Source organism: Streptococcus sp. 2018162 (assembly GCF_019754175.1).
Lineage (GTDB): Bacteria > Bacillota > Bacilli > Lactobacillales > Streptococcaceae > Streptococcus > Streptococcus hashimotonensis.
Genome location: NZ_JAIJZP010000008.1, coordinates 63,045 through 76,128, shown reverse-complemented (window position 1 = coordinate 76,128; position 13,084 = coordinate 63,045). Strand labels below are relative to the sequence as shown.

Here is a 13,084-nt window from a genome sequence, read left to right as displayed (position 1 = left end):
TTGCTAGAAGGAGAAATGATGAAACGCAAGGTATTTGAACACTACCAACCTTATAAAATCAAACAAAAGGCAAGATTTGATTTAGGAAATAACGAAAATCGTATCATCGATTGGTCCTTTTTGCCACAAGAGACCTTGGAGAGCTTGGAAGTTAGTCACCTAAGTTTCTACGGGGATAATACCTATTCGGAACTGATTGAGAAATATGCCGACTACCTTGGAGTAAGTCCTCAACAAGTGACAGTCGGAGTTGGATCGGACCACCTTATTCACATGATTGTGTCTACCTTTATGGAAAAAGATGATACTTTTTTGACTGTTAATCCAGACTTTTTCATGTATGAAACCTATAATCACATGCATGGTAGCCAGTTTGAAGCCGTTGACCTGGTTGAAAAAGATGGAACCTTGGTTTTGCCTGTGGAGAGCCTGTTGGCGCGTGCTCAAGAAACGAGCGCCAAAATTCTCATGCTGTCTAATCCAAATAATCCGTCATCTGTTGCCTATTCTATGGAAGACTTGGAGCGGTTAGCACAATCTTTTCAAGGTTTGCTGGTTATCGATGAGGCTTATATTGAATTTGCAAATGTTGAAAGCTTCATCAGTCGTCTGCAACAATTTGACAATGTTTTAGTTCTACGGACCTTATCAAAGGCTTTTGGACTTGCAGGCTTACGAGTTGGTTTTGCGGTAGGAAGTGAAGAGTTAATTTATGAACTGGACAAGGTCATTCCCCCATTCAGCTTATCAAACTTGACTGCGAAAATGGCAGCTGTTGCATTGAATTATACAGATAAAGTTTTAGTAACAGTGGGAGTAATTCAGAATTTGCGAGAAGAAATGATTTTATTCTTGCAAGGGTTAGATAACTGTCAAGTTCTACCTAGTCAGGCTAGTTTCGTAACGTTTAAAGCACCGTGGGCAGAAGAATTTTATCAGCAAGCCTTGGCACAGGATTGGAATTTCAAATACTATCCAACGGGTAAATTGGCAGGCTATATTCGCTTATCTATCGGAAGACCAGAAGAGATGGTTATGGTTAAAGAGATGATCACATCAGTGATAGAAAATGGAACAATTTCATAAGAGATTGTTCTTTTTTTGAAGAAAATTGACATTTTTTGAAAGATTTTGCTAGAAAATGATTGACAATGATATTATTTAGTGTATAATTTATTTTGTAAACGATTGCAGGAGGTGTTGAATATTCTCAAATCAGAACGCAAACAAGTCATTTTAGAACGCATTCAGGCTCAGCAATTCGTCCGATTGGAAGAGTTAGTTGAGATTCTAGCAACGTCTGAATCTACTGTTCGTAGGGATTTAGATGAACTAGAAAATGAAGGCAAACTTCGAAGAGTGCATGGTGGAGCAGAAGCACCCGCCAATTTGCAACTGGAAGAGTCTATTCTAGAAAAATCTGTCAAAAACGTTCAAGAAAAAAGAGAGATTGCTGAACGAGCAGCTCAACTGATTTTGGACGGAGATGTGATTTTCTTAGATGCAGGCACAACAACAGGGGTACTGATTGATTATCTTCAACAGGAAAATCTAACGGTCGTGACCAACTCTATCCATCATGCGGTAAAGTTAGTTGAACGCAAGGTAAAGACCATCATCATTGGTGGTATTGTCAAGCAGTCAACCGATGCCTCTATTGGCGCGATAGCATTGGAACAAATTCGTCAGCTCAACTTTGATAAGGCATTTCTTGGTATGAATGGTATAGATAAAAATCACTTCACAACACCAGATATCGAAGAAGCGACCATCAAACGCACCATTATAGACAATGCAAAAGAAAGCTTTGTTTTGGCAGATGCGTCAAAAATCGGTCGATTTTCCTTTGCCAAAGTTGCAGCAATCGAAAAAGCCAACATTATCTGTCAAACTTCGGAGAGCAGTTTGTTGGACATCATAAAAGAGAAAACGAGGGTAATCGAGGTATGATTTATACAGTTACGCTCAATCCAGCCATTGACTATATCGTTCGTTTAGAACATGTCGAAACGGGCAGTGTCAATCGTATGGAGAGCGACGATAAGTATGCCGGCGGTAAAGGAATCAACGTCAGTCGTGTCTTGAAACGTTTGGGCTATCCAAACACAGCGACAGGGTTCCTTGGCGGATTTACTGGCCAGTTCATCAAGGATGGATTGGTTGCTGAAGGCATTGATACCGATTTTGTACAAGTTGACCAAGATACACGTATTAACGTGAAAATCAAGGCCGACCAAGAAACAGAGATTAACGGATTGGGACCGATTGTGACAGATACACAATTGGCTGAATTAGAAATGGTTTTAGCAGGTTTGACCAAGGAAGACACAGTTGTTTTTGCAGGGTCTGCACCAGCTAGTCTTGGCAATGAAGTCTATAACAGACTGATTCCGGTGGCGAAAAAAGCAGGAGCACAAGTTGTCTGTGATTTTGAAGGTCAAACACTTCTGGATTCACTTACTCACCAACCACTCTTGGTCAAGCCAAACAACCATGAACTTGAAGCAATCTTCAATGTCGAGTTGAATGGCATTGCAGACATCGAGACCTATGCTAAGAAAATCTTAGACATGGGAGCTCAGAATGTTATCATTTCCATGGCAGGGGACGGAGCCTTGTTGGTCACTCCAACAGCCACCTACTTTGCCAAACCAATCAAGGGAACAGTGAAAAATTCTGTCGGAGCTGGAGATTCCATGGTGGCAGGATTTACTGGCGAATACGTTCGCACACAAGACCCAATCGAAGCCCTAAAATGGGGAGTTGCTTGCGGTACGGCAACAGCCTTTTCAGACGATTTGGCAAGTATCGAATTTATTAAGGAAACTTATGAAAAAGTTGAGGTAGAAACACTATGAAAATTCAAGACGTTTTGAGAAAAGATGTCATGTTGCTTGATTTGCAAGCGACAAGCAAGGAAGCTGTTATCGATGAAATGATAACTAGCTTGGTTGATAAAGGTTATGTAACGGATTTTGACGTATTCAAAACAGGTATCATGAACCGTGAAGCACAAACGACAACAGGTCTTGGTGACGGTATCGCAATGCCACACGCTAAAAATGCTGCTGTAAAAGAAGCGACTGTTCTCTTTGCAAAATCAAACAAGGGTGTTGACTACGCAAGTCTTGATGGTCAACCAACCGACTTGTTCTTCATGATTGCGGCTCCAGAAGGTGCTAATGATACCCACTTGGCTGCCCTTGCGGAATTGTCTAAATACTTGATGAAAGCTGGATTTGCTGATAGACTTCGTGCGGCAACAAATCCTGAAGAAGTGATTGCAGTCTTCGATACAGCTGAAGCCGCAGATAAGGCAGTTGAAGAAGTGGTTGCATCACCAAGTGGTGATCGTCCATTTATCGTTGCAGTTACAGCATGTACAACAGGTATTGCTCATACTTACATGGCAGAAGAAGCACTTAAGAAACAAGCTGCTGAAATGGGTGTTGATATCAAAGTTGAAACCAACGGTGCTTCAGGTGTCGGAAACAAACTAACTGCTGAAGACATCAAGAAAGCAGCAGGTGTTATCATCGCAGCAGATAAGGCTGTTGATATGCCTCGTTTCAATGGTAAACCATTGGTCTCTCGTCCAGTTGCAGCTGGTATCAAACAAGCAGAAGAATTGATTAATATCATTTTGGATGGAAAAGCATCTAAATATACAGCAACAGAAGGAGCTGCTACAGTGGAATCTTCTGAAAAACTCAGTCTTGGTAAAGCATTCTATAAACACTTGATGAGTGGTGTTTCTCAAATGTTGCCATTCGTTATCGGTGGCGGTATCTTGATTGCCCTTGCCTTCCTATTCGATGGAGCTCTAGGTGTGCCGCAAGACAGTCTTGGTAGTCTTGGTTCATACCATGAAATCTCAGCAATGTTCATGAAGATTGGTGGAGCAGCATTCGGCTTTATGTTGCCACTTCTTGCAGGTTACATTGCTTACTCAATCGCTGAAAAACCAGGTTTGGTAGCAGGTTTCGTAGCTGGTGCAATCGCTAGCAGCGGTCTTGCATTTGGTAAAATTCCTTACGCAGCTGGTGGCGAAGAAACCCTTGCCCTTGCTGGAGTATCATCTGGTTTCTTGGGTGCCCTTGTAGGTGGTTTCCTTGCCGGTGGTGTCGTGCTTGTTCTTCGCAATGCTTTGCGTAATATGCCAAAATCACTTCAAGGTTTGAACGCTATCTTGCTCTTGCCACTTTTGGGTACAGCTATCACAGGTTTCTTGATGTTCTTCGTCAACATCCCAATGGCAGCTATCAACACTGGTATGAACAACTTCCTTGCAGGTCTTGAGGGTAGCTCTGCAATTCTCCTTGGACTTGTCCTCGGTGGTATGATGGCAGTCGATATGGGTGGCCCAGTCAATAAGGCAGCTTATGTCTTTGGTACTGGTACGCTTGCAGCGACTGTTGCTGATGGTGGTTCTGTTGCAATGGCAGCGGTAATGGCAGGCGGTATGGTTCCACCGTTGGCAGTATTCGTTGCAACCCTTCTTTTCAAAGACAAATTCACACAAGAAGAGCGTAACTCAGGTTTGACTAACATCGTTATGGGTCTTTCATTCATCACTGAGGGTGCGATTCCATTTGGTGCAGCTGACCCAGCACGTGCTATTCCAAGCTTTATCGCTGGTTCTGCCCTTGCAGGTGCCTTGGTCGGTTTGTCAGGCATCCAATTGATGGCTCCTCACGGTGGTATCTTCGTTATCGCTTTGACATCTAATCCACTGCTTTACATCGCCTATGTTTTGATTGGTGCGGTTGTATCAGGTATCCTTTACGGAGCACTTCGTAAAGCTAAATAATTTTGATTGAAACCTTGCTTCTGGCAAGGTTTTTTAGCTATTTCACGAGGATTATGGTATAATGTGAGTATTATTGTTATTAGAGGAGTCTTGAAATGGAAATCATTCGCGATAAAGAATTTGTCAATCAGTATCATTTTGATGCCCGCAATCACGCGTGGGAGAAAGAGAACGGAATTCCGGAAACAAAATTGAAAGTTGACTTTCAATTGATTGAGCAAAATCGTGCGGAAAATCGAACATCTATGATTACCATTTTGCGCTTTATGATTGTATTAGATCATTTTGTGATTTCAGGTGCCATGAGTCAGGCCGTTCACTTACCAAATCGATTGGTAGAAGAGCCGACTGAATTTACTGATGAAGAAAAACGTGTTTTGGTAGAGCCTCTTTTGGACATTTTAAAACGAATGACTTATGAGGTTACTGAAATCGCCTTTGATGCACCAGGAGTGAATTTGGAGTTTTAATATGAAATTAGCAGTTATAACTGACTCATCGGCTGTTTTGAATGTTCAAAGTATTGAGCGGGATGACCTGTTTGTCCTAAGTATTCCAGTCAGCATCGATGGGGAAAATTATATCGAAGGGCAAAATTTGACGGTTGAAGAGTTTTATCAAAAAATGGCTTCATCGAAAGAATTACCTAAAACAAGTCAACCGAGTTTGATGGAACTAGAAGAAATTCTGGCTAAATTAACAGAGAAAGGTTATACACACGCACTTGGCTTATTCTTATCATCAGGTATTTCAGGTTTTTATCAAAATATTCAATATTTGGCTGATGAATTTGAAGGTCTGACAGTTGCCTTTCCAGATACCAAAATCACATCGGCTCCTTTAGGCATGATGGTGGAAAATGTCCTTAAATGGGCTGATGCAGGACTTAGTTTTGAAGAGATTACTGGGAAATTGGACCAAGAGATTGGCAAAACAACTGCCTTTATTATGGTTGATGACCTCAATCATTTGGTAAAAGGTGGTCGCTTGTCCAATGGTGCAGCCTTGCTTGGCAATCTTTTGAGCATCAAACCGATTCTGTATTTTACAGGTGAGGGTAAGATTGAAGTGTATGAAAAAGTTCGGACGGAGAAGAAGGCCATTAAGCGACTCTTGGAAATCCTCCAAGAACAAACCAAAGAAGGACAATATCAGATTGCTATTATTCACGCCAACGCACCTCAGAAGGCTGAAAACTTTAAACAGCAGTTGGAAGAAGCAGGTGTCGGTAGCGATTTACCAATCGTGTCATTTGGTTCGGTCATCGGTACGCACTTGGGAGAAGGAGCTGTAGCCTTTGGTATTTCTCCCATTATTGAATAGGAGTTTGCATGACAATTAAGGTAATTATCGCAGGATTTAAAGGGAAAATGGGTTCAACGGCTGTTGAGATGGTCAAAGGTGACGCAGAACTTAGTCTGGCTGCCTTGGTGGATCCCTTTGCGACAGAAACAGAAGTAGATGGTGTTCCTGTTTTCAAGACAAAAGAAGAAGTTGCCAGCCTAGACGCTGATGTCTGGGTGGATTTTACAACGCCAAAATTTGCCTATGAAAACACCCGTTTTGCCTTGGAAAATGGCTTCGCACCTGTGGTTGGAACGACAGGATTTACCCCTAAAGAAATTGAAGAATTAACCACCTTGTCTGCTGAGAAGGGGTTGGGGGGCTTGATTGCTCCTAACTTTGCTATTGGCGCCATCTTGCTCATGCAATTTGCAGCACAGGCAGCCAAGTATTTCCCAAATCTTGAAATCATCGAACTACACCATGACAAGAAGAAGGATGCACCGAGCGGAACAGCTGTCAAAACGGCCGAACTCATTTCCCAAGTCCGTCAGTCACAGGCTCAAGGTACAACAGATGAAGAAGAACTGATTGCTGGTGCTCGCGGTGCAGAATTTGACGGCTTCCGTATCCACTCAGTACGTTTGCCAGGCCTTGTTGCCCATCAGGAAGTGATTTTTGGGGCACAGGGAGAAGGATTGACTATTCGTCATGATTCTTACGATCGCATTTCCTTTATGGGCGGTGTCAACCTCGGCATTAAAGAGGTAGTCAAACGCTCACAACTCGTTTATGGTTTGGAACACTTATTATGAAATTAAACAATCTGCCTTCTGAGTTTCAGGAGGCTTTGCCGATTTTAGAGAAAATTAAAGCAGCTGGTTACGAGGCTTATTTCGTTGGCGGTTCCGTTCGTGATGCCATTCTCGGTAGGCCTATTCATGATGTCGATATTGCGACATCCAGCTACCCTCAGGAAACGAAACAAATCTTTTCACGGACTATTGATGTCGGAATTGAACACGGTACGGTGTTAGTATTAGAAGGAAAAAAAGAGTATGAAATTACCACCTTTCGGACAGAGGAGGAGTATGTCGACTTCCGCAGACCGAGCCAGGTTTCTTTTGTGCGTTCCTTAGAAGAAGATCTCAAACGTCGCGACTTCACGGTCAATGCCTTTGCCCTTGATGAAGAGGCTCAAATCGTTGACCTCTTTGATGGGATGACTGATTTAGAAAACCGCACTCTGCGTGCTGTTGGCATTCCGTCGGAACGATTCAATGAAGATGCCCTCCGTATCATGCGTGGATTTCGCTTTGCGGCGACCTTGGACTTTGAGATTGAGCCGACGACCTTTACAGCTATGGTTGAAACCGCACCGCTCTTGGAAAAAATCTCTGTAGAACGCAGTTTTATCGAGTTTGATAAACTCTTGATGGCGGATTTTTGGCGAAAAGGCTTGCGCGCTATGATTGATTCCAAGGCTTATGATTTCTTGCCTGATTTAGCTGGAAAAAGTGATGAATTAGAGACCATGCTAACAAGCCTAACAGCAGAATTTCGCTTTTCGACTTCTGAACAGGCTTGGGCCATGCTCTTTGTCTGCCTAGGTATTGATAACATCAAATCATTCCTGAAAAAATGGAAAACCAGCAATGATTTCCAACGCAGCGTGGTCAAGTTGGTAGAGATCTATCAGCTTCGCCAAGCAGGCCCTGTTACCAAGCAAATCTGTTTCAAGTATGGCAAAGAATTCTTGTACTTGGTAGAGGAACTCCGTCAGGCACAAGGTCTTGTTACAGATTTTGCAGCAATTGACAAGATTGACCAAGCCTTGACTATCCATGACAAGCATGAAATTGTTGTCAATGGTGGTCATCTGATGAAGGCATTTGACATCAAACCAGGTCCAGTATTAGGAGAACTACTCAAAGAGGTGGAATTCCAGATTGTGGAAGGACAGCTGGAAAACGAAGAGCAAGCGATTATGACATTTGTGAAAGGAATTTTAGAGAATGAGTGATTTTATCGTTGAACACCTGACTAAATCTGTCGGAGATAAAACGGTCTTTGCTGATCTGTCTTTCATCATCCATCAGGGCGACCGAATCGGGATTATCGGGGTCAATGGTACAGGAAAGACGACTTTGTTGGATGTTCTGTCAGGTCGCATCGGTTTTGACGGAGATGTGTCGCCTTTTCGTACTAAAAATGCCTATAAAATCGCCTATCTGACTCAGGAACCTGATTTTGATGACAGTAAGACCGTTTTAGACACAGTTCTTTCATCTGACCTCCGTGAAACCCAGCTGATTCGTGAATACGAATTGCTCTTATCTCATTACGATGAAGCCAGTCAAGCAAGACTGGAGAAAGTCATGGCAGAGATGGATTCTCTCAATGCTTGGGAGATTGAAAGCCAGGTTAAAACAGTTCTTTCAAAACTAGGTTTAACAGACCTCAACAAAACTGTTGCTGAGTTATCAGGTGGTCTACGTAGACGAGTGCAATTGGCCCAAGTTCTCCTTGGCAATGCTGACTTGCTCTTGCTGGATGAACCGACCAACCACCTGGACATTGATACCATTGAGTGGTTGACGACTTTTTTGAAAAATACTAAAAAGTCTGTTCTCTTTATTACCCACGATCGCTATTTCTTGGACAATGTAGCCACACGGATTTTTGAATTGGACCGCGCCAGCTTGACCGAATATCAGGGAAATTACCAGGATTATGTTCGCTTAAAAGCGGAGCAGGACGAGCGAGATGCCGCCCTTCGCCATAAGAAAGAGCAACTCTACAAGCAGGAGTTGGCTTGGATGCGCAGACAACCTCAAGCTCGTGCTACCAAGCAGCAGGCCCGTATCAATCGTTTCCATGACCTCAAAGGCGATTTAGCCAACAAGATAGACGATAGCGAACTGGAAATCAATTTTGAAACCTCTCGTATCGGTAAAAAAGTCATTAACTTTGAAAATGTCAGCTTTTCCTATCCTGACAAGCCCATTTTAACAGACTTCAACCTGCTCATTCAAAACAAGGACCGCATCGGTATTGTTGGTGATAATGGTAAAGGAAAATCTACCTTACTCAATCTAATCGCAGGTGATTTGCATGCAGACAGCGGTAAAGTAGATATTGGTGAAACCATCCGTATCGGGTATTTTTCTCAGACCATCAAGGGCTTGGATGAAAGCAAGCGGGTCATCAATTTCTTGCAGGAAGTGGCGGAAGAAGCTCAGACGACATCTGGTATGGTTTCTATCGCAGAACTCTTGGAGCAATTCCTCTTCCCACGTAATACCCACGGTACCCTGATTGAGAAATTATCAGGTGGGGAGAAGAAGCGGCTTTATTTGCTTAAGATTCTTTTGCAACGGCCCAATGTTCTCTTACTAGATGAGCCGACCAACGACTTGGACATAGCAACTCTGACAGTCTTGGAACATTTCTTGCAGGGCTTTACTGGTCCAGTCATTACCGTTAGTCACGACCGTTATTTCCTAGACAAGGTAGCCAATAAAATCTTGGCTTTCGAAGATAGCGGTATAGAGACCTTCTTTGGCAACTACACAGACTACCTGGATGAGAAGGCCTTTCTGGCTTCCAGCTCTGCCATTTCCTTGGAAAAACCAAAGGAGAAAACCGAGAAGGTCAAAGAGAACAAGAAGCGGATGTCCTATTTTGAGAAGCAGGAATGGGCAACCATCGAAGAGGATATTGCTGGCTTGGAGGAGCGGATTGCGAAAATCGAGGCGGAAATGCTGACCTGTGGTAGTGATTTTACAAAATTGTCCGATTTGCAGAAGGAATTGGATGAGAAAAACGACCTGCTCTTGGAAAAATATGAGCGGTATGAGTATCTGAGCGAGTTGGAGGGCTAGATGAAAATTCTTGTCATGTCATATATGGTCATCTATCTCTTGGTGACCTTGGGAGCGGCTCTGTTTAGCTATCTAAAGACCAAAAAAATGAATACATTGCGCTTGGTGTTAACGGTCTTATCCATGCTCTTGCTGGCTGTCACTCTTTATTTTTATAGTCAGTCTTATCACGACTTGCAGATGGTGGGGTTTGCTCTAGGATTTACCTTTATTTCTACTCTTTTTCTCTATAATGGAACGAAAGAAGGTAGTAATTTTACGACAGTCATGCTCTTTTCCATTGGAAGGTTTATCTTACATATTCAATTTTTAATTTTGCTCTATCTTTTCAGATAGGGCAATTTTTATCCGTGCAAATTTTTGAAAAGGCTTTACGCAAACCTTTGCATTGTGTTATAATAAAGAAAATACATTTGAGGTGATGATTATGTCTAAAAAAATTATCGGTATTGACTTGGGTGGTACATCTGTTAAATTGGCCATTTTGACTACTGAGGGAGAAATTCAAGAAAAATGGTCCATCAAGACAAATATTTTAGATGATGGAAGTCATATTGTTCCAGATATTATTGACAGTATCAAGCATCGATTTGAAACACATGGTTTGACAAAGGATGATTTCCTGGGTGTTGGTATGGGGTCTCCAGGTGTCGTTGATAGCGAAGCTGGTACTGTTATCGGTGCCTATAACCTCAACTGGAAAACCTTGCAATTGGTTAAAGAGCAGTTTGAATCTGCCCTTGGTTTGCCATTCTTTATCGACAATGATGCCAACGTTGCAGCCCTTGGTGAGCAATGGGTTGGTGCTGGAAACAACAATCCAAACGTTGTCTTTATGACGCTTGGTACAGGTGTCGGCGGTGGTGTCATCGCTGCTGGAAACTTGATTCGTGGGGTCAAAGGTGCTGGTGGTGAATTGGGCCATATCACAGTTGACTTTGATGAGCCATTTGCATGTACTTGTGGTAAGAAAGGTTGTCTAGAAACAGTTGCTTCAGCAACAGGTATTGTCAATCTCAGCCGTCGCTATGCTGATCAATACGCTGGCGATGCAAAACTGAAACAAATGATTGACGATGGTCAAGATGTAACGGCTAAGGATGTCTTTGATTTGGCAAAAGAAGGCGATGATTTGGCTTTGATTGTCTACCGTCACTTCTCAGAATACCTAGGTGTTGCTTGTGCAAACATTGCTGCAGTCCTCAATCCTGCCTACATTGTTCTGGGTGGCGGTGTATCAGCTGCAGGAGAGTTTTTATTGGATGGCGTTCGCAAGGTCTTTGCTGAAAATAGCTTCCCACAAATCAAGGAAAGTACACAAATTGTCTTGGCAACACGTGGTAATGATGCAGGTGTATTGGGCGCAGCATCACTCGTCTTGAAATAATCGTTAAAAGCAGAGTTCCCTCTGCTTTTTTAAAATCCGCCGTCACAATTTCTTTATATACATATATTGAAAAATGTAATATTTAAGCGTACAATGAAAATGTAAAGAGAAAGGAGTGTCGCCTTATGAAACAGGTAAACATGTCTAAAATAATCAACTATCTGACCATTCTTGGTTTATTGATTTTGTTATCTGCCTTTTTCCTTGATAACTGGATTCGTGACTGGTTTTTCCCGTCTAGCTGGGGAAACGTAGCAACCATGTTGATTCTCCCTCTACTGGGGACTCTAATTCTTATACTATCTATCTATTATAAAAAATTGTGGACTGGTTTGATTAGTATCTTCTTAATGATCTCATTTCCTCTGATATTCGGTATTGGCTACTTTATATTTGGCCCCTAGAAGGAGTAGTTATGAACCTGGCTTTACTAAAAAGATTAAATCTAGTTTTGTACGGTATCGCAATTTTTCTCATCGTCATGCTATTTTTACCAATAGGCCTATGGTTTGATATTGTAAATGTGAATTTTAAACTAACATTTTTCATCATTCCCTTTTTCGGTCTAGCTAGTTTACCAACGGCTATTTACACTAAAAATGTTCGTCAGATATTGTTAAGTGTTCTCTTGGTTGCCTTGTATTTTATATTGTTCAGCCTAGTAACTGCCCTTTCTGGTCTGTTTCAGCTCAACCTCTACCCCTTGCTATATAAATGAGAACTCCAGTGCAAACTGGAGTTTTTTATCAGAACATGCTATACTAAACTCATGACTAAAGCAGATATTATTTTTAAAGAAAACATTCGTAAGATTATGGAAGAGGGCGTTTTTTCAGAAAATGCTCGTCCACGTTACAAGGATGGAAATGTAGCTAATTCCAAGTACGTTACAGGCGCCTTTGCTGAATATGATTTGTCTAAGGGCGAGTTTCCTATTACAACACTTAGACCTATTCCAATTAAGTCGGCCATCAAGGAAATTCTCTGGATTTACCAAGACCAGACCAATGATTTGTCGGTTTTACAGGAAAAATACGGTGTCCAGTATTGGAATGATTGGGAAGTTGAGGGAACTGGCACAATCGGTGAACGTTACGGTGCTATTGTGAAAAAACATGACATCATTTCCAAGATTCTCAAACAATTGGAGGAAAATCCATGGAATCGCCGCAATGTGATTTCATTGTGGGATTATGAAGCGTTTGACCAATCTGCAGGTCTCTTACCGTGTGCCTTTCAGACTATGTTTGACGTTCGACGAGTGGATGGGGAGATTTACCTGGATGCAACTCTAACTCAGCGGTCAAATGATATGCTAGTAGCCCATCATATCAACGCTATGCAGTATGTAGCCCTTCAGATGATGGTTGCTAAACATTTTGGCTGGAAGGTTGGGAAGTTTTTCTATTTCATCAACAATCTTCACATCTATGATAATCAGTTTGAACAAGCTGAAGAATTGCTCCGTCGTACACCATCTGAAGTAGAGCCTCGTTTGGTCTTGAACGTCCCAGACGGAACAAACTTTTTTGATATTAAAGCAGAAGATTTTGAGTTGGTGGACTATGAGCCGGTTAAGCCGCAGTTAAAATTCGATCTAGCAATTTAACTGGATTAGCAGTGAAGAACTTCGTTCTTTTACCTCGCTTCTTTATTTTTAGGCTCGGGCTGAAACAGTTCTCCGAACTGTTTCACTTCCAACCTTCAACAGTCTATACT

General features: G+C 42.1%; 14 protein-coding genes. All 14 read left to right on the top strand.

Annotation, left to right across the window (positions count from 1 at the left end; translation table 11 throughout):
• Nucleotides 1–18 precede the first annotated feature (18 nt).
• A complete protein-coding gene (locus K5Q22_RS07435; protein ID WP_205014211.1) occupies nt 19–1,086 on the top strand; it encodes a histidinol-phosphate transaminase in 1,068 nt (355 codons plus the stop codon).
• Nucleotides 1,087–1,200: 114 nt separating this feature from the next.
• Nucleotides 1,201–1,950, top strand: coding sequence for a DeoR/GlpR family DNA-binding transcription regulator (locus tag K5Q22_RS07430; protein WP_205014212.1), 750 nt, complete (start codon nt 1,201–1,203; stop codon nt 1,948–1,950).
• A complete protein-coding gene (gene pfkB / locus K5Q22_RS07425; protein WP_205014213.1) occupies nt 1,947–2,858 on the top strand; it encodes a 1-phosphofructokinase in 912 nt (303 codons plus the stop codon). Before K5Q22_RS07430 ends, pfkB begins: the two co-directional genes overlap by 4 nt.
• Complete coding sequence (locus K5Q22_RS07420; RefSeq protein WP_205014214.1) at nt 2,855–4,810, top strand: fructose-specific PTS transporter subunit EIIC; 1,956 nt, start codon at nt 2,855–2,857, stop codon at nt 4,808–4,810. Before pfkB ends, K5Q22_RS07420 begins: the two co-directional genes overlap by 4 nt.
• 95 nt (nt 4,811–4,905) lie before the next feature.
• On the top strand, nt 4,906–5,280 hold the full coding sequence (locus K5Q22_RS07415; RefSeq protein WP_002934959.1) for a DUF1149 family protein: 375 nt from the start codon (nt 4,906–4,908) through the stop codon (nt 5,278–5,280).
• A 1-nt stretch (nt 5,281) separates the two neighbouring features.
• Nucleotides 5,282–6,133, top strand: a complete 852-nt coding sequence (locus K5Q22_RS07410) for a DegV family protein (protein ID WP_014637961.1) — start codon at nt 5,282–5,284, stop codon at nt 6,131–6,133.
• Nucleotides 6,134–6,141: 8 nt separating this feature from the next.
• Nucleotides 6,142–6,909, top strand: a complete 768-nt coding sequence (dapB, locus tag K5Q22_RS07405) for a 4-hydroxy-tetrahydrodipicolinate reductase (protein ID WP_205014215.1) — start codon at nt 6,142–6,144, stop codon at nt 6,907–6,909.
• Entirely contained in the window at nt 6,906–8,117 is a 1,212-nt protein-coding gene (locus tag K5Q22_RS07400; protein WP_205014216.1) for a CCA tRNA nucleotidyltransferase, read from the top strand. The genes dapB and K5Q22_RS07400 overlap by 4 nt, the downstream gene beginning before the upstream one ends.
• Nucleotides 8,110–9,978 carry an ABC-F family ATP-binding cassette domain-containing protein gene (locus tag K5Q22_RS07395; RefSeq protein ID WP_105136113.1) on the top strand — a complete coding sequence of 623 codons (1,869 nt, stop codon included), beginning with the start codon at nt 8,110–8,112 and terminating at the stop codon, nt 9,976–9,978. The genes K5Q22_RS07400 and K5Q22_RS07395 overlap by 8 nt, the downstream gene beginning before the upstream one ends.
• Nucleotides 9,979–10,314 carry a hypothetical protein gene (locus K5Q22_RS07390; RefSeq protein ID WP_024384244.1) on the top strand — a complete coding sequence of 112 codons (336 nt, stop codon included), beginning with the start codon at nt 9,979–9,981 and terminating at the stop codon, nt 10,312–10,314.
• A gap of 91 nt (nt 10,315–10,405) precedes the next feature.
• Nucleotides 10,406–11,365, top strand: a complete 960-nt coding sequence (locus K5Q22_RS07385; protein ID WP_024390350.1) for an ROK family glucokinase — start codon at nt 10,406–10,408, stop codon at nt 11,363–11,365.
• A gap of 125 nt (nt 11,366–11,490) precedes the next feature.
• Nucleotides 11,491–11,769, top strand: coding sequence for a hypothetical protein (locus K5Q22_RS07380; protein ID WP_002934968.1), 279 nt, complete (start codon nt 11,491–11,493; stop codon nt 11,767–11,769).
• Nucleotides 11,770–11,780: 11 nt separating this feature from the next.
• On the top strand, nt 11,781–12,083 hold the full coding sequence (locus tag K5Q22_RS07375) for a hypothetical protein (RefSeq protein WP_205014218.1): 303 nt from the start codon (nt 11,781–11,783) through the stop codon (nt 12,081–12,083).
• A 51-nt stretch (nt 12,084–12,134) separates the two neighbouring features.
• On the top strand, nt 12,135–12,974 hold the full coding sequence (locus K5Q22_RS07370; RefSeq protein ID WP_205014221.1) for a thymidylate synthase: 840 nt from the start codon (nt 12,135–12,137) through the stop codon (nt 12,972–12,974).
• Nucleotides 12,975–13,084: the final 110 nt, after the last annotated feature.

What these genes read in the sequence shown, in the direction of transcription:
- K5Q22_RS07435 (WP_205014211.1), top strand. Translation starts at nt 19, where the DNA reads ATGAAACGCAAGGTATTTGAACACTACCAACCTTATAAAATCAAACAA.
- pfkB (WP_205014213.1), top strand. Translation starts at nt 1,947, where the DNA reads ATGATTTATACAGTTACGCTCAATCCAGCCATTGACTATATCGTTCGT.
- K5Q22_RS07420 (WP_205014214.1), top strand. Translation starts at nt 2,855, where the DNA reads ATGAAAATTCAAGACGTTTTGAGAAAAGATGTCATGTTGCTTGATTTG.
- K5Q22_RS07415 (WP_002934959.1), top strand. Translation starts at nt 4,906, where the DNA reads ATGGAAATCATTCGCGATAAAGAATTTGTCAATCAGTATCATTTTGAT.
- K5Q22_RS07410 (WP_014637961.1), top strand. Translation starts at nt 5,282, where the DNA reads ATGAAATTAGCAGTTATAACTGACTCATCGGCTGTTTTGAATGTTCAA.
- dapB (WP_205014215.1), top strand. Translation starts at nt 6,142, where the DNA reads ATGACAATTAAGGTAATTATCGCAGGATTTAAAGGGAAAATGGGTTCA.
- K5Q22_RS07400 (WP_205014216.1), top strand. Translation starts at nt 6,906, where the DNA reads ATGAAATTAAACAATCTGCCTTCTGAGTTTCAGGAGGCTTTGCCGATT.
- K5Q22_RS07395 (WP_105136113.1), top strand. Translation starts at nt 8,110, where the DNA reads ATGAGTGATTTTATCGTTGAACACCTGACTAAATCTGTCGGAGATAAA.
- K5Q22_RS07390 (WP_024384244.1), top strand. Translation starts at nt 9,979, where the DNA reads ATGAAAATTCTTGTCATGTCATATATGGTCATCTATCTCTTGGTGACC.
- K5Q22_RS07385 (WP_024390350.1), top strand. Translation starts at nt 10,406, where the DNA reads ATGTCTAAAAAAATTATCGGTATTGACTTGGGTGGTACATCTGTTAAA.
- K5Q22_RS07380 (WP_002934968.1), top strand. Translation starts at nt 11,491, where the DNA reads ATGAAACAGGTAAACATGTCTAAAATAATCAACTATCTGACCATTCTT.
- K5Q22_RS07375 (WP_205014218.1), top strand. Translation starts at nt 11,781, where the DNA reads ATGAACCTGGCTTTACTAAAAAGATTAAATCTAGTTTTGTACGGTATC.
- K5Q22_RS07370 (WP_205014221.1), top strand. Translation starts at nt 12,135, where the DNA reads ATGACTAAAGCAGATATTATTTTTAAAGAAAACATTCGTAAGATTATG.